General features: G+C 69.2%; 20 protein-coding genes. 15 read left to right on the plus strand and 5 right to left on the minus strand.

The annotated features are described in order from the left end of the window. Position 1: 1 nt before the first annotated feature. From B0A89_RS09380 to B0A89_RS09390, 3 genes are read left to right on the plus strand one after another with little or no spacing between them, the layout of a single operon-like run. Positions 2-1,003: a glycosyltransferase family 2 protein gene (locus B0A89_RS09380; RefSeq protein ID WP_240558498.1), complete on the plus strand. Its 1,002-nt coding sequence runs from the start codon at positions 2-4 to the stop codon at positions 1,001-1,003. Then, entirely contained in the window at positions 1,000-2,766 is a 1,767-nt protein-coding gene (locus B0A89_RS09385) for a DUF5927 domain-containing protein (RefSeq protein ID WP_085377914.1), read from the plus strand. Before B0A89_RS09380 ends, B0A89_RS09385 begins: the two co-directional genes overlap by 4 nt. A gap of 60 nt (positions 2,767-2,826) precedes the next feature. After that, complete coding sequence (locus B0A89_RS09390; RefSeq protein WP_085377915.1) at positions 2,827-4,206, plus strand: hypothetical protein; 1,380 nt, start codon at positions 2,827-2,829, stop codon at positions 4,204-4,206. On the opposite strand, the gene B0A89_RS09395 is transcribed toward B0A89_RS09390, so the two are convergent. Together B0A89_RS09395 and B0A89_RS09400 are read right to left on the minus strand one after the other, a co-directional pair. After that, the gene (locus tag B0A89_RS09395; protein WP_085377916.1) at positions 4,173-5,339 is read right to left on the minus strand and encodes a CaiB/BaiF CoA transferase family protein; all 1,167 of its coding nucleotides are present in this window, start codon (positions 5,337-5,339) and stop codon (positions 4,173-4,175) included. The genes B0A89_RS09390 and B0A89_RS09395 overlap by 34 nt on opposite strands. Continuing rightward, on the minus strand, positions 5,336-6,544 hold the full coding sequence (locus B0A89_RS09400) for an acyl-CoA dehydrogenase (RefSeq protein ID WP_085377917.1): 1,209 nt from the start codon (positions 6,542-6,544) through the stop codon (positions 5,336-5,338). Before B0A89_RS09400 ends, B0A89_RS09395 begins: the two co-directional genes overlap by 4 nt. Before the next feature lie 173 nt (positions 6,545-6,717). Here B0A89_RS09400 and B0A89_RS09405 point away from each other — a divergent pair, with 173 nt between their 5' ends. From B0A89_RS09405 to B0A89_RS09455, 11 genes are all read left to right on the plus strand, one after another. Further along, positions 6,718-7,620, plus strand: a complete 903-nt coding sequence (locus B0A89_RS09405) for a LysR substrate-binding domain-containing protein (protein WP_240558500.1) — start codon at positions 6,718-6,720, stop codon at positions 7,618-7,620. 151 nt (positions 7,621-7,771) lie between these two features. Next, complete coding sequence (locus tag B0A89_RS09410) at positions 7,772-9,055, plus strand: bifunctional phosphopantothenoylcysteine decarboxylase/phosphopantothenate synthase (protein ID WP_085377919.1); 1,284 nt, start codon at positions 7,772-7,774, stop codon at positions 9,053-9,055. Next, a complete protein-coding gene (locus B0A89_RS09415; protein ID WP_085377920.1) occupies positions 9,052-10,098 on the plus strand; it encodes a cysteine desulfurase family protein in 1,047 nt (348 codons plus the stop codon). The genes B0A89_RS09410 and B0A89_RS09415 overlap by 4 nt, the downstream gene beginning before the upstream one ends. Positions 10,099-10,101: 3 nt before the next feature. Continuing rightward, entirely contained in the window at positions 10,102-11,640 is a 1,539-nt protein-coding gene (gene sufB / locus B0A89_RS09420) for a Fe-S cluster assembly protein SufB (RefSeq protein ID WP_085377921.1), read from the plus strand. A gap of 45 nt (positions 11,641-11,685) precedes the next feature. Further along, a complete protein-coding gene (locus tag B0A89_RS09425) occupies positions 11,686-11,970 on the plus strand; it encodes a hypothetical protein (protein ID WP_085377922.1) in 285 nt (94 codons plus the stop codon). Between the two features lies 1 nt (position 11,971). After that, positions 11,972-12,733: a Fe-S cluster assembly ATPase SufC gene (sufC, locus tag B0A89_RS09430; RefSeq protein WP_085377923.1), complete on the plus strand. Its 762-nt coding sequence runs from the start codon at positions 11,972-11,974 to the stop codon at positions 12,731-12,733. Then, positions 12,726-14,060, plus strand: coding sequence for a SufB/SufD family protein (locus B0A89_RS09435; protein ID WP_085377924.1), 1,335 nt, complete (start codon positions 12,726-12,728; stop codon positions 14,058-14,060). The genes sufC and B0A89_RS09435 overlap by 8 nt, the downstream gene beginning before the upstream one ends. Further along, complete coding sequence (locus tag B0A89_RS09440; protein WP_085377925.1) at positions 14,050-14,559, plus strand: hypothetical protein; 510 nt, start codon at positions 14,050-14,052, stop codon at positions 14,557-14,559. Before B0A89_RS09435 ends, B0A89_RS09440 begins: the two co-directional genes overlap by 11 nt. After that, positions 14,556-15,134, plus strand: a complete 579-nt coding sequence (locus tag B0A89_RS09445) for a Yip1 family protein (protein ID WP_085377926.1) — start codon at positions 14,556-14,558, stop codon at positions 15,132-15,134. Before B0A89_RS09440 ends, B0A89_RS09445 begins: the two co-directional genes overlap by 4 nt. After that, complete coding sequence (locus B0A89_RS09450) at positions 15,131-16,342, plus strand: cysteine desulfurase (RefSeq protein WP_085377927.1); 1,212 nt, start codon at positions 15,131-15,133, stop codon at positions 16,340-16,342. The genes B0A89_RS09445 and B0A89_RS09450 overlap by 4 nt, the downstream gene beginning before the upstream one ends. A 61-nt stretch (positions 16,343-16,403) precedes the next feature. Beyond that, entirely contained in the window at positions 16,404-17,264 is an 861-nt protein-coding gene (locus tag B0A89_RS09455; protein ID WP_085377928.1) for a lysozyme family protein, read from the plus strand. On the opposite strand, the gene B0A89_RS09460 is transcribed toward B0A89_RS09455, so the two are convergent. The 3 genes from B0A89_RS09460 to B0A89_RS09470 all read right to left on the minus strand — a co-directional run bounded on the left by B0A89_RS09460 (position 17,265) and on the right by B0A89_RS09470 (position 22,510). Further along, a complete protein-coding gene (locus tag B0A89_RS09460) occupies positions 17,265-18,902 on the minus strand; it encodes a CHASE domain-containing protein (RefSeq protein ID WP_085377929.1) in 1,638 nt (545 codons plus the stop codon). It lies immediately after the preceding gene. A 227-nt stretch (positions 18,903-19,129) separates the two neighbouring features. Beyond that, positions 19,130-21,304 carry an ATP-binding protein gene (locus B0A89_RS09465; RefSeq protein ID WP_085377930.1) on the minus strand — a complete coding sequence of 725 codons (2,175 nt, stop codon included), beginning with the start codon at positions 21,302-21,304 and terminating at the stop codon, positions 19,130-19,132. A gap of 45 nt (positions 21,305-21,349) precedes the next feature. Beyond that, positions 21,350-22,510, minus strand: a complete 1,161-nt coding sequence (locus tag B0A89_RS09470; protein ID WP_085377931.1) for an RsmB/NOP family class I SAM-dependent RNA methyltransferase — start codon at positions 22,508-22,510, stop codon at positions 21,350-21,352. Between the two features lie 217 nt (positions 22,511-22,727). On the opposite strand from B0A89_RS09470, the gene recA reads away from it, so the two are divergent. Next, positions 22,728-23,798: a recombinase RecA gene (recA, locus tag B0A89_RS09475; RefSeq protein ID WP_085377932.1), complete on the plus strand. Its 1,071-nt coding sequence runs from the start codon at positions 22,728-22,730 to the stop codon at positions 23,796-23,798. Positions 23,799-23,882 lie beyond the last annotated feature (84 nt).

Below are 23,882 nucleotides of genomic sequence, written 5' to 3' on the forward strand. Positions count from 1 at the left end.
CTTGGCAACTGTGCGGCTGCGGGCGCTGCGGCAATACTACATCGCGCGGGCGATCCGCCGCGGCCGCCGCCTGACCCCGCTGAACGACCGCACGGGGGCCATCGGGCCGAACGCGATCCTCGGCTTCATGACACTGCGGAACGAACGGGTCCGGCTGCCCTATTTCCTCGATTATTACCGTGATCTGGGGATCGACCATTTCCTGATTGTGGACAATGCCAGCACCGATGGCAGCCGTGAATATCTTCTGGCCCAGCCTGACGTGTCGCTGTGGTCCACCGATGCCAGCTACAAGGCCGCGCGCTTCGGGATGGACTGGATCAACCATCTGCTGCGCCGCCATGGCAGCGGCCATTGGTGCCTGACCGTCGATCCCGACGAGTTCCTGGTCTATCCGCATGTCCAGGCCCGTCCGCTGCGGGCGCTGACGGACTGGCTGGAATCCTCGGGGCATCGGTCGATGTCGGCGATGCTGCTGGACATGTATCCGCGCGGTTCGATGAACGCCGTGCCCTATGTCGAGGGCCGGAACCCGTTCGAGATCGCCTGCTGGTTCGACCCGGCCAATTACGCGATCCGCAAGAACCACCGCTTCGGCAACCTGTGGATTCAGGGGGGGCCGCGGGCGCGGATGTTCTTTGCCGACGATCCGGGGGCCGCGCCCGCGCTGAACAAGATACCGCTGGTGCGCTGGCAGCGGCGCTATGCCTATGCCAGTTCCACCCACATGCTGCTGCCCCGATCATTGAACGTCGTCTATGACGAGGACGGCGGAGAGATGGCCTCGGGCGTGCTGCTGCATGCCAAGTTCCTGTCCACCTTCGCGGCCAAGTCGGCCGAAGAGCTGCAGCGCCGCCAGCACTATGCAGGCAGCCTGGAATACCGCGCCTATCACCGCGGGCTTCAGGATGCGGTGGATTTCTGGTGCCCGCAGTCCCGCCGCTATACCGGCTGGCGCCAGCTGGAAAGGCTGGGGCTCATCTCGCGCGGGAACTGGGCATGACAGGCGAGGGCGCGTCCGGCCCGCCCCCCGCGGTCCCCTGCGGGGATGGCGCGGACGCGGTGCGGCTGGGCGTGGTGATGCTGTGCCATGACAACCTGCCGCTGGCCGCGCGGATGGCCCGCATCTGGGCCGAGGGCGGGGCCTGCGTGGCAATGCACATCGACGCCAAGACCCCGGCCGACGATGTCGCGCGGCTGCGCGCGGCGCTGTCGGGTCTGGACGTGACCCATGCGCCGCGGCGGTCCTGCGCCTGGGGCACCTTCAGCCTGGTGGCGGCCACGCAGGACGCGGCCGCCGCGCTGCTGCGCGCGCATCCGGGCCTGACCCATGTGCTGCTGGTATCGGGCGCCTGCCTGCCGCTGCGCCCGCCGGCCGAGCTGCGGATGTTCCTTGCCCGCCACCCGCAGGCCGATTTCATCGAAAGCGTCAACGTCCATGACGTGGGCTGGACCATCGGCGGGCTGAACGAGGAACGCTTCACCCTGCATTTCCCCATCTCGTTCCGGCGCAATCGCAAGCTGTTCGACCGGCTGGTCCGGGTGCAGCGGCGGCTGGGGGTGCGCCGCAGGCTGCCGGCGGATCTGGCGCCCCATATCGGGTCGCAATGGTGGTGCCTGACGGCCGCGACCCTGCGTGCCATCTTGGACGATCCGCGCCGGCCCGAGATGGAGCGTTACTTCCGCCGCGTCTGGATCCCGGATGAAAGCTATTTCCAGACGCTGGCCCGCCGCCATTCAAGCCGGATCGAAAGCCGCTCGCTGACGCTGGCCAAGTTCGACAGCCAGGGCAAGCCCCATGTGTTCTATGACGACCACCTGGCGATGCTGGCGGGCTCGCGCATCTTCGTGGCGCGCAAGATCTGGCCGGGGGCGCGTGCGCTGTATGCGGCCTTTCCCCGCGCCAGCCGCGCCGACGCGATGGCCGATCCTGATCCCGAACCGCTGGGCAAGCTGCTGGATGCGGCGGCCCGGCGGCGCCAGTCGGGTCGGCCGGGGCTGTATATGCAGAGCCGCTTTCCCCGCAAGGATGCTGAAAACGGCAAGACGGCGCGGCCCTATGCAGTCATCCATGGCCTTTCGGACCTGTTCATGGACCTTCCCGCATGGCTGTCAGGGGCGACGGGACAGGAAGTGCACGGTCATCTGCTGGCCCCGGACGAGGTGCAGTTCGCCGGCGGCGCGCCGGTCGGGCCGGGGGCGCTGCCCGCCAGCCCGGGGCTGCGCGATCTCGACCCGCAGACCTTCATCGCCTCGCTGATCCGCTCGTCCTCCGGCGTGCCGGGATTCATGCTGTCGCCGCGCGACGGCCAGCAGCTCAACTGGTTCTTTGCGACCGATCCCAATGCGGCGCTGTTCGTCGTCACCGGCGCCTGGATCGTGCCGCTGCTGCATGCGGACATGCCTTTTGACGACGTGCGCCGCATCGCCGCGCGGATGCAGCGGGCCGAGATCGCCTTCATGGACATCCTCGATTCCGTCTGGGCCAAGGCGCAGGTGCGGCGCTGGACGCTGGCGCAGGCGCTCGCCGCGCCCGAGCAGCCGCTTGGCGCCCTGTGCCAGGCTCTGGGCGCCGCCAGGAATGGCCCCCCGCCGGCCCTGCCGGCGCTGCGCGATGTGCAAGGGATGACGGATCTGCTGGCACGGCTGCGCAATGCGGGCCTTCAGCCGCGCGGCATGGGCGATTCGCGCCGCCTGCACCGTCTGACCGCGCCGGCCGGCGGGGCGGGGGCCGCCTCGGGCACCGGGCGGGCGTCTTTCGGTTGACCTTGGCCGCGGCGCGGTGGACCCTGCCGGCCGCCTGCATCCACCCAGCGAGAAGAGCGCATGCCGCAGTTCACCAGCTTTGTCGTCCTTGCCGGGATGCGCACCGGCTCGAACCTGCTGGAGGCGACGCTGAACGCCAATGACCTGGCCTGTTTCGGCGAGGCCTATAATCCCTATTTCATCGGCTGGCCCGACCAGAAGTCGCTCTATGACATGACCCTTGCCGACCGCGACGCCGACCCGCTGGCGCTGTGGCAGCACATGGTGCGGGCGCGCAAGGTCAAGGGGTTCCGCTATTTCCACGACCATGATCCGCGCATGTTCGAGCCGCTGATGGACGATCCGGCCTGCGCCAAGATCGTGCTGACGCGCAACCCGGTGGACAGCTGGGTATCCACCCAGCTGGCCTATGCCACCGACCAGTGGAAGCTGAACGCGGCCGAAACGCCGATCCCGGCCCGCATCGACTTCGATGCGGCCGCCTTCCGCGCGGCCACGGCGGCCAACCAGCATTTTCTGGAACGCATCCAGCACGCCTTGCAGATGCGCGGGCAGACGGCGTTCTGGCTCAACTATGACGATCTGCGCGATGCGGATGTGCTGACCGGGCTGGTCCACTGGCTGGGCCGCACCGACATCGCGCGGGCCGAGCCGGCGCAGGATCAGGTGCCGCAGAACCCGCGCGAGATGGCCGACAAGATCACCGACTTCGAGGCCATGCAGGCCGAGATCGTCGCCACCGACCCCTTTCAGCTGCACCGCATTCCGGGGTTCGAGCCGCGCCGCGGCCCCGCCGTTCCGTCCTGGCTGACCTGCGAGGCGGGGCGGGGGCTGCTGTTCATGCCGGTGCGGGGCGGGCCGGGCGAGGATGTGGCGCGCTGGCTGGCCGGTCTGGGCGCCGTGCAGTCAGACCTGACGCAGGCCGCGCTGCGCCAGTGGAGGCGCAGCCATCCCGGCCATCGCAGCCTGACCGTCCTGCGCCATCCCCTGCCGCGCGCATGGGATGCTTTCCAGGCCATGATCAGCGGCGGCAATGGCGAGCTGCGCGAGACGCTGCGCGCCATCCATCGCGTGCCGCTGCCCCCCGACGAGGCGCTGGGCAGCCTCACCGATGCCGAGGCGGCGCCGCTGTTCGCGGCATGGCTGGATTTTCTGCGCCGCAACCTGAACGGGCAGACAGGCATCCCTACCCATCCGGGCTGGGCCACGCAGGCCGAGGTGCTGGCCGGGTTTGCCCGCTTCGGCAGCCCCGACATGATCGCGCGCGAGGCGCGCATGGCCGAGGATCTGGGCTTTGTGGCCCGCGCCGCCGGGATCGACCAGGCCGGGCCCCGTCCCCGGCCGATCCCGGCGCTGCTTGACGATCCGGCGCTGCGCAAGGCGGCCAAGGCCGCCTATCTGCGCGATTACATCGCCTTCGGCTTTGACGACAGGCCCTGACCCAGCAGCGGCGCGGCGCGCCCCAGCGACAATTCGCTGCGCGAAAAGCTGATCGGCGTGCGCAGGCCGGGGATGCCTTCGGGCGCGATCCGCATGCCGCGCGCCGCCACCTGCGGTTCGGCCAGCGCGTCGGCGACGCTGTTGATCGGGCCGGCAGGCACCCCGGCCCCCTCGAGCGCGGCAATGATCTGGGCGCGGCTGCGCTGCGCGGTCGCATCCGCGATCCGGGGCACCAGCGCCTCGCGGTTGCTCACGCGGGCGGGGTTGGTGGCAAAGGCCGGGTCTGCGTCCAGCGGCCCAAGGCCCAAGGCCCGGCACAGCCCGGCGAACTGCCGGTCATTGCCGCAGGCGATGATGACATGCCCGTCCGATGCCGGAAACATCTGATAGGGCACGATGTTCGGATGCGCGTTGCCCAGACGGCGGGGCACCGTGCCGCCGATCAGGCAGTTCATCGCCTGGTTGGCCAGCACCGCAACACCCGTGTCCAGCAGCGACAGATCGACATGCTGGCCCAGCCCCGACCGTTCCCGTTCCGCCAGCGCCGCCTGAATCCCGATGACGCCGTAAAGCCCGGTGAAAATGTCGATCCAGGCCACGCCGACCTTCTGCGGCTCGGCCTCCGGCGCGCCGGTCAGGTCCATGATCCCGCACATGCCCTGGATCAGGAAGTCATAGCCCGGCTGGCTGGCGCGCGGCCCGTCCTGCCCAAAGCCGGTGACCGAGGCATAGACCAGCCGCGGGTTGAGCGCGGACAGGCTGTCATAGTCGAGCCCGAACCGGCGCAGGCCGCCCACCTTGAAGTTTTCCACCACCACATCGGCGGTGGCGATCAGATCCTTCAGCCGCGCCAGATCATCGGCATTGCCGAAATCGCAGGTGACGGAGGTCTTGCCCCGGTTCGCGGCATGGAAATAGGCCGCGACCCGTTCCGTCCCCCCGTCCGGCAGGGGCCGGTCGAGGAAGGGCGGCCCCCAGCGGCGGGTGTCGTCCCCCTCGGGCGCCTCGATCTTGATGACCTCGGCGCCCAGATCGGCCAGCGTCTGGCCAATCCACGGCCCGGCGAGGATGCGCGCCAGCTCGATGACGCGCAGCCCCTTCAGCGGCGCCCCCCGCAGGTCAGGCTCGCTCATGCGAAGGCCTGCAGCCCCGTGATCGCCCGGCCGAGGATCAGCGCATGAACGTCATGCGTGCCCTCATAGGTATTCACGGTTTCCAGGTTGGCCGCGTGGCGCATGACCTGGAATTCCTCGGAAATGCCGTTGCCGCCATGCATGTCGCGGGCGATCCGCGCGATGTCCAGCGCCTTGCCGCAGTTGTTGCGCTTGACGATCGAGATCATCTCGGGCGCGGCCTGCGCGGCGTCCATCAGCCGCCCGACCTGCAAGGATGCCTGCAGGCCCAGCGAGATCTCGGTCATCATGTTGGCCAGTTTCAGCTGGAACAGCTGGGTCTGGGCCAGCGGGCGCTTGAACTGATGACGGTCAAGCCCGTACTGCCGCGCGGCGTGGAAGCAGAACTCGGCCGCGCCCAGAACGCCCCAGCTGATGCCGTAACGCGCGCGGTTGAGGCAGCCGAACGGACCCTTCAGCCCCTCGATGTTCGGCAGCAATGCATCCTCGCCGACCTCGACATCCTGCATCACGATCTCGCCGGTGATCGAGGCGCGCAGGGACAGCTTGCCCTCGATCTTGGGGGCGGACAGGCCCTTCATCCCCTTGTCGAGAACAAAGCCGCGGATCTTGCCGCCATGCGCCTCGGACTTGGCCCAGACGACAAAGACATCGGCGATCGGGCTGTTGGAAATCCACATCTTGGACCCGTTCAGCACATAACCGTTCGCAGTCTTTTTCGCCGTGGTCTTCATCCCGCCGGGGTCCGAGCCCGCATCCGGTTCGGTCAGGCCGAAGCAGCCGATGAATTCGCCCGTGGCGAGCTTGGGCAGGTATTTCCGGCGCTGTTCCTCGGACCCGTAGGCATAGATCGGATACATGACCAGCGACGACTGCACTGACATCATGCTGCGATAGCCGCTGTCCACGCGCTCGACCTCGCGCGCGACAAGGCCATAGCTGACATAGGAGGCGCCCAGCCCGCCATATTCCTCGGGGATGGTGACGCCCAGCAGGCCCATCTCGCCCATCTCGGCAAAGATGGCGGGATCGGTCTTTTCCTCGCGATAGGCGGCGATGACGCGGGGCTGCAGCTTTTCCTGCGCATAGGCGCGGGCGCTGTCGCGCATCATGCGCTCATCCTCGGACAGCTGGCCGTCAAGGCGGAAAGGGTCCTGCCAGTCAAAGGCGGTCAGGTCGGGGGCGTCCTTGGGTTTCAGGGCCATGGCGGAAGGCTCCTCGCATTCTCTTGCAGAAAAATATCCTCGGGGGTCCGGGGGTGGAAAACCCCCGGTCGCGGCATGGCCTTGTGATACCCCGCCCGGTCCTGTCACAACAGCGCCATCTTGTCCGCAGTTGTTGAGTTTTCCTTGTGAACCGCCATCCCCATACCCCTAGCGTGGCCGAACTGTCGGCGCTGGTCGCCTGTGCGCGTCTGGGCACGGCCGCGCGGGCGGGGGACGCGCTGGGGCTGACGCCCAGCGCGGTCAGCCGCTCGCTGCGCGGGCTTGAGGACCGGCTGGGCGTGGCGCTGTTCGCGCGCCAGCGCCAGCGGCTGGTGCTGACCGACGCGGGCCGCGCGATGGTGCGCGACGCAGAAGCCATCCTCGCGCAGATCGACGCCGCCGCCCGCATGGTCATGGCCTTCGGCGGCAGCGGCGCGGTGCTGCGGCTGGCGGTGCTGCCGACCTTCGCGCAGGCATGGCTGATCCCTCGGCTGGCGGGCTTTGCCGCGATCGCCCCTGAGGTGTCGCTCGACCTGACGGCCGAACTGGGCCCGGTCGATTTCGATGCAAGCCCCTTTGACGCGGCGATCCAGCGGGCCGATCTGGCGCGGCCCGGCACCGTGGTCGTGCCGCTGGCGCACGAGCGGCTGATCGTCGTGGCCGCCCCGGCGCTGGCGGCCGGCGGCGATATCGCGGCGCTGGCCGGCCTGCCGCTGATCCAGCAGTCCACCCGGCCGCGGCTGTGGGCCGACTGGTTCGCCGCCGCCGGGATGGTGCCCGCGCCGGCCTGGCAGCGCGGCCCGCGCCTTGCGCAGTTCGGCATGATCCTGTCGGCCGCCCGCGCGGGGATGGGGGCGGCGATCCTGCCCGACATCTTCGTCGGCGATGCGCTGGCCGATGGCAGCCTGGTGCGCATCGGCAATGCCGCACTGCCCGGCCCTTCGCCCTATGCGCTGATCCATCCCGCCCGCACGCGCCCCCCGGCGCTGGCCCGGTTGGAACGCTGGCTTCTGCGGGATGCGGCCGGGCCGGGGGATGCCGGCGCGGCCTTGGCGCCAAGCGGTGGCGAGCCCTAGCGGGCGCCTTGGCGGGATGCGCCCCTTCGCAGGCGGACGGGGGCGGGGGGCTGCGCCTTTCCTTGCCCCGGCGCCGCCGCTCGCCTAGGACTCGGGCGCGGACCGGCGCCGGCCGGCCGGGGCAAGGGCGAAAGCAGGGGCGGGGCAAGGGATGCAGGGAAAGCGGGTTCTGCTGATCGTCGGCGGCGGCATCGCCGCCTTCAAGACGCCCGAGCTGGTGCGGCTGATGACCCGGGCCGGGCTGGGCGTGACCACGGTTCTGACCGAAGGCGGCGCGCAGTTCGTCACGCCGCTGACGCTGTCGGCGCTGTCGGGCAATCCGTGCCATACCGCGCTGTGGGATCTGACGCGCGAGGCCGAGATGGGCCATATCCGGCTGTCGCGGGCCGCCGACCTGCTGGTCGTGGCACCGGCGACGGCGGATCTGATGGCCAGGATGGCGGCGGGGCTGGCCGATGATCTGGCCGCGACGCTGCTGCTGGCGACCGACAAGCGGGTGCTGATCGCGCCGGCGATGAACGTGCGGATGTGGGAACATCCCGCCACCCGCCGCAACCTTGCCACGCTGCGCGCCGACGGGATCCTGACGGTCGGCCCGGACGAGGGCGCGATGGCCTGCGGCGAATGGGGCGAGGGGCGCATGGCCGAGCCCGAGGCGATCCTGGCCGCCATCCGCGCCGCGCTGGCCGAGGAAGAGCCGCCGCTGCGCCTGACCGAGCAGGTGCTGCGCCTGCCGCCCGAGGCGGCGGTGCAGCCCGGACCCGCCGCCTTGCCCGGCCCGCTGAGCGGAGGGCATGTCATCGTCACCTCGGGGCCGACGCATGAGCCGATCGACCCGGTGCGCTATATCGCCAACCGCTCGTCGGGCGCGCAAGGGGCGGCACTGGCGGCGGCGCTGCGCGATCTGGGCGCGCGCGTGACCTTTGTCACCGGCCCCGCCAGCGTGCCCGCGCCCGAGGGGGTCGCCGTCGTCGCCGTCGAGACCGCCCAGCAGATGCGCGCGGCGGTGGAAGCGGCGCTGCCCGCCGATGCCGCCGTGATGGCGGCCGCGGTTGCCGACTGGCGGGTCGTGAACGCCTCGGAGCGCAAGATCAAGAAGGACGCCGCCGGGCTGCCGCCGACGCTGAAAATGACGCAGAACCCCGACATCCTCGCCTGGATCAGCCGCGATGCGCAGCCGCGCCCCGCGCTGGTCGTCGGCTTTGCCGCCGAAACCGACGACATCGTCGCCAATGCCACGGCAAAGCGGGCGCGCAAGGGCTGCGACTGGATCGTGGCCAATGACGTGCGCCCCGCCACCGGCATCATGGGCGGGACCGAGAATGCCGTGATCCTGGTGACGGACCGGGGCGCCGAACACTGGCCGCGCCTGCCCAAGGACGAGGTCGCCCGCCGCCTTGCCGCCCGCATCGCCCGCGCACTGGAGGGACGGTGAGCCGCGTCTATCTCGACTGGAACGCCACCGCGCCCCTGCGCCCCGAGGCGCGCGCGGCCATGGCGGCGGCGATGGACGTGATCGGCAACCCCTCATCAGTCCATGCCGAGGGGCGCGCGGCAAAGATGCTGCTGGAACGCTGCCGCGAGCAGCTGGCCGAGGCGCTGGGCGCGGCGCAGGCCGATATCGTGTTCACCTCGGGCGCGACCGAGGCGGCCGTCATGGCCCTTGAGGGGCAGGGCCTTGCCTGCGCCGGCATCGAGCATGACTGCGTGCGCGCCTGGTGCGCTGAAAGCCTGAGCGCCGACGCCATGGGGCAGGTTGCCCTTTCCGATCCCGCCGGCTGCGCGCTGCAGCTTGCCAACAGCGAGACGGGGGTGATCCAGGCGCTGCCCGAGGGGCTGGCGGTCAGCGACCTGACGCAGGGCCTTGGCAAGGTGCCGATCGCCTTTGACTGGCTGGGGATCGGGGCGGGGCTGGTCAGCGCCCACAAGCTGGGCGGCCCGCGCGGCATCGGCGCGCTTATCCTGCGCGCGGGCGCGGACCGGGCCGCGCGGCTGCGCGGCGGCGGGCAGGAATCGGGCCGGCGGGCCGGCACCGAAAACCTGATCGGCATTGCCGGCTTTGCCGCTGCGGCAGCGGCGGCCCAGCGCGACCTTGCGGCAGGCATGGCAGAAAAACTGACCGATCTGCGTGATAGGCTGATCCGAAGGCTGGAAGATGCTGACGGAATCACTATGTTTCCGGGGCGCGAATCCCGACGCCTGCCGCAGACCGTTTCCATCCTGACACCGGGCTGGAAGGGCGAGACACAGGTGATGCAGATGGATCTTGCCGGTTTTGCGGTATCCGCGGGATCGGCCTGTTCTTCCGGCAAGGTCCGGTCCAGCGGGGTGCTGCGCGCGATGGGCTATGCGGATGGGGACGCGGGATGCGCGATCCGCGTCTCGTTTGGCGGGGCGACGATGCCCGGGGAATTGGACCGCTTTGCCGAGGCCTGGCTGACCGCCCGAGCCCGCTGGCAAGGCAGACAGGGAAGGTGAGCGATGGCCAGCCTGGATACGCAGGAACTCGCGGTGCGCGAGGGCGTGGATCGCGAGACGGTCGAGACCGTGGCGAACATGGGGTCCTACAAATACGGCTGGGACACCGAGATCGAGATGGAATACGCCCCCAAGGGGGTGAGCGAGGACATCGTCCGGCTGATTTCCGAAAAGAACGGCGAGCCGGACTGGATGACCGACTGGCGGCTGGCCGCGTTCCGCCGCTGGCAGGGCATGGACGAGCCGCGCTGGGCGATGCTGAACTATCCCCATATCGATTATCAGGACCAGTATTACTACGCCCGCCCCAAAAGCATGGCGGTCAAGCCAAAGTCGCTGGACGAGGTCGATCCCAAGCTGCTGGCCACCTATGCCAAGCTGGGCATCCCGCTGAAGGAACAGGCGATCCTGGCCGGGGTCGAGGGCGCGGACGCCTCGCCCATCCAGGGGCGCGAGGACGGCCGCCGCGTCGCCGTGGACGCGGTGTTCGACAGCGTCAGCGTCGGCACCACCTTCAAGGACGAACTGGCCAGGGCGGGGGTGATCTTCTGCTCGATCAGCGAGGCGATCCGCAGCCACCCCGATCTGGTGCGCAAGTATCTGGGCAGCGTCGTGCCGCCCACGGACAACTTCTTTGCCACGCTGAACAGCGCCGTGTTTTCCGACGGCAGCTTTGTCTATATCCCGCCGGGTGTGCGCTGCCCGATGGAGCTGTCCACCTATTTCCGCATCAATGCGGAAAACACCGGCCAGTTCGAACGCACGCTGATCATCGCCGACAAGGGCAGCTATGTCAGCTATCTTGAAGGCTGCACCGCGCCCAAGCGCGACGTGGCCCAGCTGCACGCAGCCGTGGTCGAAATCGTCGTGCTGGAAGATGCCGAGGTGAAATATTCCACCGTCCAGAACTGGTATCCGGGCGACGAGGAAGGCCGCGGCGGCATCTACAACTTCGTCACCAAGCGCGCCGACTGCCGCGAGGCGCGGGCCAAGGTGATGTGGACGCAGGTGGAAACCGGATCGGCGATCACCTGGAAATACCCGTCCTGCATCCTGCGGGGCGATGAATCGCAGGGCGAGTTCTATTCCATCGCCATCGCCAACAACGCCCAGCAGGCCGACACCGGCACCAAGATGATCCATCTGGGCAAGAACACCCGCTCGCGCATCGTGTCCAAGGGCATCTCGGCGGGGCGGGCGCAGAACACCTATCGCGGGCTTGTGACGATGCATCCCCGCGCCACGGGCAGCCGCAACTATACCCAGTGCGACAGCCTGCTGATCGGGGACAAGTGCGGCGCGCACACCGTCCCCTATATCGAGGTCAAGAACAACTCGTCCCGCGTCGAGCACGAGGCGACGACCAGCAAGGTCGATGACGACCAGCTGTTCTACTGCCGCGCCCGCGGCGTGGGCGAGGAGGAGGCCGTCGCCCTTGTCGTCAACGGCTTTTGCCGCGAGGTGCTGCAGGCCCTGCCGATGGAATTCGCAATGGAGGCGCAGAGCCTTGTCGCCATTTCGCTGGAAGGAAGCGTCGGATGATCCGGCTCGCTTTCCTGCCGGGCGGCCGGCAGGATCGGTGATCGCATGGCCATGCGGTTCTATATGTCTGCGATGCGTTTCATGCGCTCGCGCCCGCCCGGTCCGGTCTGGGTCAACCTGATCGCCGTGGTCGCGGGGATGCAGATCATTGGCGCTGTCAATGCCGTGTTCGTGCGCGATCAGGGCTTCTGGCCGGGCTTTGCGCTGACCCTGATCTTCGCCACCGGCTATTACGCGCTGGTGACAGCCATCCTGGATAGCATCTTCCCCAACAACAGTGACAGCGACGCGTTGACGCCGCCCCCGCCAACCGAAACGAGACAAAAGTAACATGCTGGAAATCAAAAACCTTCACGCCCAGCTTGAGGATGGCTCGCGCCAGATCCTGCGCGGCATCAGCCTGACCGTTCCGGCCGGTCAGGTCCATGCGATCATGGGGCCGAACGGGTCGGGGAAATCCACGACCTCCTATATCCTTGCCGGCCGCGACGGATATGAGGTCACGCAGGGGACGGCGACACTGGACGGGCGCGACCTGCTGTCGATGGAACCCGAGGAGCGCGCCGCCGCCGGCCTGTTCCTGGCGTTCCAGTATCCGGTGGAAATCCCCGGTGTGGGCAACATGACCTTTCTGCGCACCGCCGTGAACGCACAGCGCAAGGCGCGGGGCGAGGCCGAACTGTCCTCGGGCGATTTCCTGAAGGTGGTGCGGGAAAGGGCGCGGGCGCTGCATATCGATGCCGACATGCTCAAGCGCCCGGTCAATGTCGGTTTTTCGGGCGGCGAGAAGAAGCGCAACGAGATCCTGCAGATGGCCATGCTGGAGCCGCGCATGTGCATCCTGGACGAGACCGACAGCGGCCTTGACGTGGATGCGATGCGGCTGGTCGCCGAAGGGGTGAACGCGCTGCGCTCGCCCGATCGTTCGTTCCTTGTCATCACCCATTATCAGCGGCTGCTGGATCATATCCGGCCCGATGTGGTTCATATCATGGCCGATGGCCGCATCGTGCGCAGCGGCGGGCCCGAACTCGCGCTCGAGGTCGAGCGCAACGGCTATGCAGGCATTCTGGGCGAGGCCGCCGATGCCTGAGGGCGCAAGCGCGATCCAGACGCCGAGCGTCGAGGGCGGGCGCATGCCGGCCGCCGATCCGCTGGCCGCGCGGCTTGGGGCGGCGTCCCCGGCGACGCCCGCCGGCGTCACCGCGCCCGCGCGGGCAGAGGCGCTGGCGCGCCTGCGCGCGATGGGCCTGCCGCGGCCGCGGGATGAATACTGGCGTTACACCGATCCAGCGCCCTTCAACGCCCCTGCGCCGCAGGCGCGGCCCGTCGATGAGGGCGGCGACACGCCCCTTTTCAGCGATATGGACCGGCTGCGGCTCGTCTTCATCGACGGGCGCTTCGACGCGGCCGCCTCGGACGATCCGGCGATGGCCGGGGCCGAGATCGCGCCCCTGTCCCAGGCGGAGGCGGGCAGCGGCTGGCTGGGCGCGGCCTATGGCGCGCTCGAGGCGGCGGGGCAGCGGCCGGTCAGCCGGCCCTTTGCGGCGCTGAACACCGCCCTTGCCACCGACGGCGCGGTGATCCACGTCACCGGCAGGGCGGAACGGCCGGTCGAGATCATCTATCGGCGCAGCGACCCGGCCGCCGATGTCGTCTGCCACCATGTCCTGCGCCTGGAAAAAGGCGCCGAACTGACGCTGCTTGAAAGCGGGCTGATGGGCGCGCGCGGCAATGTGGTGATCGAGGCCGACCTTGCCCCCGGCGCGCGGCTCCATCACATCGCCGCCCACCGGGCGGGCGCGCCGCGGATATCCACCGTTCATCTGTTCGCCCGCGTGGCCGAACGGGCGGCGCTGAAAAGCTTTGCGCTGGATCTGGACGGGGCGCATATCCGGTCGGAAACCGTGGTCGATCTGGCCGGCGACGATGCGCTGGCCCATGTCGCGGCCGCCGTGCTGGGGCAGGGAACGGGCTTTCACCAGGACGATACCGTGTTCATCACCCATGGCGCCCTGCGCGGGGAAAGCCGGCAGGTGTTCAAGAAGGTGCTGAAGGACGGGGCGACCGGGGTCTTTCAGGGCAAGATCCTCGTCAGGCCGGGGGCGCAGAAGACGGACGGCTATCAGATCAGCCAGGCCCTGCTGCTGGATGAGGCAAGCCAGTTCCTCGCCAAGCCGGAGCTGGAGATCTATGCCGACGACGTGAAATGTTCCCACGGCTCGACCACCGGCGCCATCGACGATACGGCGCTGTTCTACCTGCGCTCGCGCGGGGTGCCGCGCGAGCGGGCGGTCGTGCTGCTGGTGTTGTCCTTCCTGGCCGATGCGCTGGACGAGATCGAGGATCAGGACCTGCGCGCCCGGATCACCGAGCGGCTTGAACAATGGCTGACGCAGCGGGCCGGGGATGCCGGCTGAGCGTCAGGCCCCTCGCGGGCTGGTCGGGCGGCTGGCGCGCGCATGGACGCGGCCGCTTGATGCAGCGCGCGGCCTTGCTGACCTGCCCGAGCCTGCGGTGCTGGCGCTGCTGCTGGGAACCATGGTGGTCTATTTCATGGCCCAGTGGCCGGGCCATGCCCGGTCGGCGGCGCTTGACCCGTCGGTTCCGATGCAGGCGCGGCTGGGCGGGGCGCTGCTGGCGACGATGTTCATCATGCCGCTGGTGGTGATGGCCGTCGCCGCCCTGGCGGCCCTGGCCATCCGCGCCCTGGGCGGGCGGATCGAGGGGCGCCATTCGCGCATCGCCCTGGTCTGGGCGCTGGCGGCGGCGGCCCCGGTGATGCTGCTGGGCGGGCTGACGCAGGGTCTGATCGGTCCCGGCGCGGCCCTGACTCTGGTCCATGCGGCGGCGGGCGCGGCCTTTGTGATCTTCTGGGCGGCGGGCCTGCGCGCCTTTGTCCGCAGGGGGCCTGCATGATCCCGTTGATGAACCTGACGCTGCGCCAGCCCTTTGCCGCGTGGAGCGTGCTGCGCGCCCGCGGCCTGACGGCGGCCGATGGCTGGGCGCTGATCGTCGCTACCGCCGCGCTGGCCGCCATTCTCAGCTGGCTGGGCGCATGGCTCGTTCCCGCCGCGGCCGAGGGGGCCGGCCTGCTGGGCATCCTCGTGCATCGCCCCTTCAGCATGGCGGCGGTGCAGGTCGTCTCGGCCGCCCTGGGCGCGGTGCTGCTGTCGGGGGTGGGGCGCGCCTTCGGCGGCACCGGCCGGCTTGCCGATGCGCTGGTCGCCATCGGCTGGATCGAGGCGGTGATGATCGCCCTGCAGGCCGCGCAGCTTGTCCTGTCCATCCTGCTGCCGCCGCTGGGGGCGCTGTTCGGCATCGCCACGCTGCTGCTTGCCGCCTATCTGGTCGTCGCCTTCACCATGGCGGTCCATGGTTTCCGAAACCCGCTGCTGGTCGTGCTGGGCATCGTCGGAACGGTGATGATGACGAGCTTTCTTCTTTCATTGCTGGCCGCTATGCTCGGCCTTTTGCCGGAACTGCCTGTATGAGCCTTGATGTCGCACGCGTCCGCGCGGATTTCCCGATCCTTTCCACCAGGGTCGGGAACCGGCCGCTGGTCTATCTGGACAGCGCGGCCAGCGCCCAGAAACCGCAGGTGGTGATCGACGCGATCAGCCGCGCCTATGCGGGCGAATACGCCAATGTCCATCGCGGGCTGCACCACCTGTCGAACCTTGCGACGGCAAACTATGAACGGGTGCGCGGGATCATCGCCCGCTTTCTGGGCGCCGCGCACGAGGACGAGGTCATCTTCACCACCGGCTCGACCGAGGGGATCAACCTGGTCAGCTATGCTTGGGCCGCGCCGCGCCTGCAGGCGGGGGACGAGATCGTCCTGTCGGTGCTGGAACACCACGCCAACATCGTGCCCTGGCATTTCCTGCGCGAACGGCAGGGGGTGGTGCTGCGCTGGGTCGAACGCGAAGCGGATGGCAGCCTGTCTGCGGACAAGGTGCTGGCGGCCGTCGGCCCGCGCACCCGCCTGATCGCCGTCACCCACATGTCCAACGTCACCGGAACGGTGGTGGATGTGGCCACGATCGCGCGCGGCACGGATGTGCCGGTGCTGGTCGATGGCAGCCAGGCGGCCGTGCACATGCCCGTGAATGTCGCGGCGCTGGGATGCGATTTCTACGCTGTCACCGGGCACAAGCTGTATGGTCCCTCGGGCTCGGGCGCGATCTGGATCTCGCGCGCGCGCCAGGCCGAGATGCGGCCCTTCCTCGGCGGCGGCGACATGATCCACGAGGTCACGCGCGAGGTGGTCAGCTATGCCGCCCCGCCCCTGCGGTTCGAGGCGGGAACGCCCGGCATCGTCAACCAGATCGGCCTGGGGGCGGCGCTGGAATACCTGATGGCACTCGGCATGGACAACATCGCCGCCCATGAGCGTGATCTTGGCGCCTATGCGGCGCAGCGCCTGTCGGCGCTGGACTGGCTGGACATCCAGGGGAACGCGCCGGGCAAGGGCGCGATCTTTTCCATGGCGATGCAGGGCGCGCATGCCCATGACATCTCGACCATCCTCGACAAGCAGGGGATCGCGGTGCGGGCGGGAACCCATTGCGCGATGCCGCTGATGCAAAGCTATGGCCTGCCCGCCTCGGCGCGGGCAAGCTTTGCGCTCTACAACACCCGCGCCGAGGTGGATGCGCTGGTGGCCGGCCTTGAATTCTGCCGCGAGCTTTTCGGCTGACATCAACCAAGCCTTAAGCCTGCAATGCTAGGGCTGCCCCCATGGGTGCGGGGGCGGCAGGATGCGGCTGGTTGCGATCATCGTGATGATGCTGGCGGCGGCGCTGCCGGCGCGGGCTGCCGTGGACCCGGCCGACCAGCCAGCGGCCGTCTGCGAATGGGCGGCGGTGACCGCGGCGAAAGAGGCGGGTATTCCCGTCGATATCCTTGCCGCGCTGACCCTGACCGAAACCGGGCGCCGCCGGAACGGCCTCGTCCGCCCTTGGGCGTGGAGCATCAATGCCGAGGGCGCGGGCAGCTGGTTCGACGGCCCGGCCGAGGCGCTGGCCTTTGCCCAGGACCGGATCGACCAGGGGCGGCCCAATTTCGACGTGGGCTGCTTTCAGCTGAATTATCGCTGGCACGGGCAGAACTTTCCCTCGATCGTCGAGATGTTCGATCCGCTGGAAAATGCCCGCTATGCGGCCCGCTTCGTGCGCGATCTCTACGCCGAGACGGGCGATTGGCGGCGCGCGGCAGGGGCCTTTCATTCCCGGACGCAGGCGAATGCATCGAAATACCTGCTTCGCTTTGACGAGCTGCGGGCCGCATTTCTCATCCAGGGGTTCGAGGGGATGGCCGGCGCCCCGGAAACCTACAACCGCTTTGCACTGGCCGAACCGGTCGCCCCCGAGAAAGTTGCCCGCGCGCGCGAGCGGCTGACCCTGCTGGGCGCGGTGCCGGGAACGGCGCGCATCGGCTCGCCCGGTTCGCTGGCGGTGGTGGCAAGCGGCAGGGGCCGGCTTATCGGCGGGGCGCGCGGTGCGCTGTTCGCCCGGCCTGCCGCGCAGAAGGAGGCGATGAGCGATCCTGCGCTGCCGCCCCCGCCGGCCGGAATGGTCGAGACGCCAGGCGGGGCGGCGCCCCCGCCCGAGGCGCTGTAATCAGGCCCCGGACAGCGGAAAGCTCAGCCTGACGCGCATCCCGGCATCGGTGAAGGCGCGGCTGAAGCGGCCCCCTAGATCGCCTTCGATCAGCGCCTCGATCAGCTGCGTGCCAAAGCCGTGGGGACGCGAATCGGCGGGCTGCGCGGCGGTCAGGGCCCGCGGTTCGCTCCATTCGAGATGAAGCCAGGGCTTGCCCTTTTCCTCGCCCAGGCGCCAGTCCACGGCAAGGTCATGGGCCGCCAGATCGACGCCCCGTCCCGGCGTGTATTTTACCGCATTGGTCACCAGCTCATGCGCGACAAGGCCGATGGCCTGCGCCTCGCGGCTGTTGAGGCGGATAGCGGGGCCGGTCAGGGCTGCCTCGACTGCCGCCCCGTCCAGAACCTGCGACAGCTCTCCGCTGAGCAGCGTGCGCAGATCGGCCTGCTGGCCGCCGCTTGCGCCCAAGGCATCCTGCGCCTTGGCCATCGCTGCAAGGCGGCCCCCGAAGATCCGTTCGAAATCGGACAGATCGGCAGCGCCGCGCATGCTTTGCCGGGCGATGGCATGGATGCGGGCGATGTGGTTCTTGATGCGGTGCTGCATCTCGCGCAGCAGCAGCGCACGGTCGGCGGCCTGCCGCTCGGCCATGTCCGCACTGCGCTGCGCGGCATCAAGCTCGCGTCCCAGGCTGGTCATCGCCACGGCCACCGCGCTCAGCAGCAGCAGGGACAGAAGGCCGACCGCCACGGTCGCCAGATGCCCGCGCAGGCCGCCCAGACCGACAGTCGGGGTCATGGTCAGCTGCCAGTGCCGCCCGGCAACCTCGATCTGGTGGGTGACGGCGCGCGCGGCAAGCGCCGCCGGGGGCGGAGAGGGCGCGCTGTCGAACAGCGGCTGGGCAGGCGCATCCAGATCGACACCGCGCACGGTAAGGGGAAGATCCGGCGTCTCGGCCAGCACGGCCTGGATCAGATCGCCCGCACGGAATGGGGCATAGACGAAGCCTTCGCCGCGACCGTCCATTCCATCAAGCGCGGTCGGGGCATGCAGATAGATCAGAAAGCCCATCTGCTTGTCGGCGGTGATTTCCTGCACCAGCTCGACCGGGCCGGTGGCGCGCGGCTCTTTGCTGTCCAGTGCCGACAGGATCGCCGCCCGGCGGACGGGTTCGGAAAACATGTCAAAGCCGAAGGCGGCCTGGTTGCGGGTATCGCGCGGCTCCAGCAGTGCGATGGGCACGCGCATCGGCTGGTCGGTCACGGGAAGGATATCGAGGTGCCGTCCGTGCAGGCGGGAAAGTTGCTCGGCCATCCTCGGGGTGTCGGCCGCGGCGATAAGCGGCGCAAAGCCGATCCCCTGGATGCCGGCGGCGCCATTCCCGATGTTCAGGCCCTCGACATAGGCGGTGAATTCATCCGGGTTGATCTGGCCCCTCTTGGCTATCAGGATGCTGGCCGTCGCGCGCAAAAGCGTCATGTGCTGGATCATGCGCTGGCGCAGGTTGCCGGCGAGCAGATCGGCCAGGCGGGCGATGCGTACCGCCTCGGCCCGGTTTTCCAGCCGCATGGTGCCGAAGGTCAGCCCCATGCCCAGAAGCAGCGTTGCCAGCAGCGCGATCACAAGGGCGCGCGAGGGCCGCGACAATCGCCCCATGTCAGATCGAGGCAGCGCGGATGGCGCCGCCGGTGGCAAGGAAATCGGGGTGGGCAAGCGGATCCATCAGCACGATTCCTGTTAGACCGGCAATCCTGCTGCGTCCAGCTAAAACTGATGCGTCACAAGCACTTGTGCAGGGTGCGAGTCGTCCTGCGCCGGCGTGAGCCGATCCGTTCCGGCCCGAGCCCGTCGCGCATGGCCCTTGCCCGGCCGCCGGGTTGCGTTCAGGCGCGCGATGTCGCCAGCCCCGGCGCCGTCGCGCCGCTTTCCTGCGCCCCTTCCGCCGTCCCATCCGGTGCCGCGTCCCTTTCTGCCGTACCGTCCTTGCCGGCCCGATCGTCCCTGGGCGCAGAAATAAGGGTGCGGCCGGCAAGGTGGTTTTCGACGCTGACTACCAGATCGCTCAGCGAGAAAGGCTTGGCGAGAAACAGCGCGCCGGGGACCAGGGGGTTCTCGGCGTCAAAGGTCGTGTCCGCATATCCCGACATGAAGATGACCTTGGTGCCCGGCCGCTTTGCCAGGGCCTCTCGCACCCAGGCCGGTCCGTCCAGGCCCGGCATGATCACGTCGGTCACGAAGATGTCCACCGCCAGCGTCTCGTCGCGCAGGCACTCCAGCGCCTCTTCGCCCGATTCGGCCTCGATCACCTTGAAGCCGCGCAGCGCGAGGGCGCGGCGGGCGAAGGCGCGGACCGGCGCCTCGTCCTCGACCAGCAGGACCACCGGACAGCGCTGTTCGCCCGCCCCCGGAAGATCGGCCGCGGGCACCTCGACGGGCTGCGCCTGCCGGGCGGGGCCGGGCTTTTGCGCCGGGAAATAGATCGAGAAGCTCGTCCCACGGCCGGGTTCGCTGTCGCAGAAGATATAGCCGCCGGTCTGCTTGACGATGCCATAGGCGGTGGACAGGCCCAGGCCGGTCCCCTCGCCCACCCGCTTGGTGGTAAAGAATGGCTCGAAGATCTTGTCGATGACGTCGGGCGCGATCCCGCAACCTTCGTCGGTGACGGTGATGCGGACATAATCCCCCTGCGGCAGGCTGGCCCCTTCCATCGACTGGCCGGAGCCCAGCCGAAGGTTTTCGGTGCGCAGGATGATTTCGCCCCCGCCGGGCATGGCGTCGCGGGCGTTGACGACAAGGTTCATCAGAACCTGTTCAAGCTGGCGCGCATCGGCGCGGATCGGGCGCAGGGCCGGATCGTTGGTCATCGTCAGAACGATCCGTTCACCCACCAGCCGGTTGAGCAGATGCGCCAGTTGCGGCAGCGTGTCGCGCAGGTCGATGATTTCCGGCTTGAGGGTCTGCTTGCGCGAAAAGGCCAGCAACTGGCGCACGAGCGCCGCGGCCCGGTTGGCATTCTGCGAGATCTGGTGCAGGTCGTCATAGTCGGGATCGGTCTTGTCGCGGCTGACCATCAGCAGGTCGCAATGGCCGCTGATGGCGGTCAGCAGATTGTTGAAATCATGCGCGATACCGCCCGCAAGCTGGCCGATCGCCTGCATCTTCTGGCTTTGCACGAACTGCGCCTCAAGCGTCTTGATGGCGCTGGCATCGGTCAGGACGGCGACGATCCGGTCCGATCCGGCCTCGGCGGCAAGCGTCACCTGCAGGTCGCGTTCCCTCCCCTCGGCGCGGGTGCGCATGACTTCGCCCCGGCCGCTGCTGCGGCCCTCGCGCACCTCGTCGATCCAGTCGGCCAGGGGGCGGCCGAGTCCCTCGATCAACTCGCCCAGCAGGATGCCGGGGGGAACAGGGCCGAGCAGCGCCTCGGCGGCGCGGGTGGCGGCGCGCACGCGCCCGCATCCATCCATGTCGAGCATGGCAAAGGGCATGTCGGACAGGCTTGCCCCGCCCGAGGGCACGGGGGGCGGGGCGGCATCGCGCGCCGTTCCCGGCGCCGCCTGTTCGAGCCGCCAGCATTGCAGGGCCGTGCCGGGCATCAGCCCCGCGGTGACGCGGCTGCCATCGGGCAGGTCCAGCCTGGCCGTTCGGCCCTGCGCCGCCCTGACGGCCATCCGCTGGGCCGTGCCGGCCGGATCGGCGCTGCAGCGGGCGACAAGGGCGGCGATGTTCTGGCCCGCCAGATCGCGCAGTCCTTCCGCCTCGGCGGTCTGGGCGCGGACGGTGCCGGCCGGATCGACCAGCCAGGCGCAGCCCCCTTCGGCGCGCAGCCGCCGGCTCGCGGCCCGGACCTGCCGCGCGAGGGCGAGGCCCGAAAGCAGCTGCCGTCCCGCGATCCAGCCGCCCAGCACATACCAGGCCACCACGACCGTCCCCGCGACGATCGCCGTTCGGGGCACGAGATGATGGGGAAAGACCGCCAGCCACAATGATCCGACGACCAGCGGCAGCATAAGCAGCGGCAAGATCAGGGTCGCCCGCCCAGCGGGAAGCGCCTTCATGCGGTCCTCGTTCTCGTCACGGCGCCGATCCTAGCGCCCGGATCGTTAAGCATCGTTTAATGCGACCAGCTTTGCGGCGAAAAAGCCATCGCTTTCCGCCAGGGGTGTCATCCGCCGCATTCCGTCCAGGGCAAAGCGCCCCTGCCGCGCCAGGAAGGCGGCGATCTGGTCCTCGTTCTCGGCCCGCAGCAGCGAGCAGGTCATGTAGGCCAGGGTGCCGCCCGGCCGCACCCGCGCCGCCGCCTCGTCGAGGATGGCCGCCTGAAGCGCGGCCAGCCGGGCAAGATCGTCCTCGCCCAGCCGCCATTTGGCATCGGGCGTGCGCCGCCAGGTGCCCGAACCCGAACAGGGCACGTCCGTGACCACCAGATCAAAGCGCCCGGTCGGCCGCGCCGGGGCGAGCGTCACCCGCACGCCCGCCCGCTGGGCGCGGGCGGGCAGGTCGCGCATCCGGGCCGGGGCTGCGTCCCAGGCCGTCACCCGCGCCCCCCGCGCGGCCAGCGCCAGCGCCTTGCCCCCGCCGCCGGCGCAGTAATCCAGAACCGTTGTCCCCGGCCCCACATCCAGCGCCGCGCAGGCCATCTGGGGCGAAAGATCCTGAAGCTCGACCAGGCCGCCAAGCCAGGCGGCCGAGCCATGGATGCGGCGGGCGCCCTGGGTCACGCGCAGGGCGCCGGGGCAGCGCGGGTCAGGCTCGGTCAGGATGGCCTCTGCGGCAAGCGCCTGGCGGGCCTCGGCGGCCGTTCCGCGCGCCAGGTTGGCGCGCAGCCATACGGGCGCGCGGTCCCGCAGGGCCTGGGCGATCGCGGGGAAATCGCCCGCAAGATCGGCGGCAAGGCGTGCGGCGATCCAGTCGGGCAGGTCGGCGGCCTCGGCCGGGCTGGGCGCGCGGCCCGCCTCGCGCTCGGCCGGGCTGAGCGCGGCAGGGGCGTGCCGATCCGAGGTGAAAAGCGTATCCGGGTCGATCCCGTCATCGCGCAGGGCGCCGATGACCAGGGCGCGGGCATTGTCCCCGCCGCCAAGGGCGGCCCGGCTGCGCCGGCGCCGAAGCGTGTCGAACACCAGATCGCGCACCGCCGCCCGGTCGCCCGAGCCGGCAAAGCGGCTTGCCCGCGCCCAGCGGATCAGGCGCGCTTCGGCAGCCTCACCGGCCAGAATATCGGCGAGAATGTCGATCGCCGCCGCGGCGCGCGCGGCCGGGGTCATCGGGGCAGGGCCAGGCAGGGACAGCTCATCGCGTGCATGTGCCGCGCGCGCCCAGCGCGGTCAACAGATTGTTAACCGGCTTGCCGCAGGATCGCGAATCATGGGGCTGCCCTTCTTGCGATCGGGCCACCCCGTGACCAGATACGCGTAAGAACAGTCCGTGAACATACGGACTGCGTTGTGCGGCATCCCGCGCTGCATTAGAGATAGGACAAGAATGTCTGGGGCGAGCATCCTGAAGATGGACGACAAACGCAGCGCTGACCGGCAGAAGGCGCTCGACAGCGCCCTTGCCCAGATCGAACGCCAGTTCGGCAAGGGCTCGATCATGAAGCTGGGGGCGGACAATCCCGTGGCCGAGATCGAGGCCACATCGACCGGCAGCCTGGGGCTCGACATCGCCCTGGGGATCGGGGGCCTGCCCAAGGGCCGCATCATCGAGATCTTCGGGCCGGAAAGCTCGGGCAAGACGACGCTGACGCTTCATGTGGTCGCTGAGGAACAGAAGAAGGGCGGCGTCTGCGCCTTCGTGGATGCCGAACATGCGCTTGATCCGCAATATGCCCGCAAGCTGGGCGTCAATCTTGACGAGCTGCTGATCTCGCAGCCCGATACGGGCGAACAGGCGCTTGAGATCGTCGATACGCTGGTGCGCTCGGGCGCGGTCAGCCTGGTGGTGGTCGATTCGGTCGCAGCCCTGACCCCCAAGTCCGAGATCGAGGGCGACATGGGCGACATGCAGATGGGCAGCCAGGCCCGCCTGATGAGCCAGGCGATGCGCAAGCTGACCGCCAGCATCGGGCGCAGCAACTGCATGGTCATCTTCATCAACCAGATCCGCATGAAGATCGGTGTGATGTTCGGCAGCCCCGAAACCACCACGGGCGGCAACGCGCTCAAGTTCTATGCCTCGGTGCGGCTGGATATCCGGCGCACCGGCTCGATCAAGGATCGCGACGAGGTCGTGGGCAACACCACCAAGGTCAAGGTGGTCAAGAACAAGGTCGCGCCGCCCTTCCGCCAGGTCGAATTCGACATCATGTATGGCGAGGGAATTTCCAAGGTGGGCGAGTTGATCGACCTCGGCGTCAAGGCCGGCGTGGTGGAAAAGTCGGGCGCCTGGTATTCCTGCGGCGACCAGCGGATCGGCCAGGGGCGCGAGAACGCCAAGCAGTATCTGCGCGACAACCCTGACATGGCCTTCGAGATCGAGGACAAGATCCGGGCCAGCCACGGGCTGGAGTTCGGCGCCAGCGACGATGGCGACGACGCCGTGACCGAGGCGTGATCCCCGCCGGCGCCCCCTTCGGGCGCCGGTCTTCATCGGGGCTGGCGCGGCCGGCGGCAGGAAGGCAGGGTGGCGCCAGTCAAC

The organism is Paracoccus contaminans (assembly GCF_002105555.1).
Lineage (GTDB): Bacteria > Pseudomonadota > Alphaproteobacteria > Rhodobacterales > Rhodobacteraceae > Paracoccus > Paracoccus contaminans.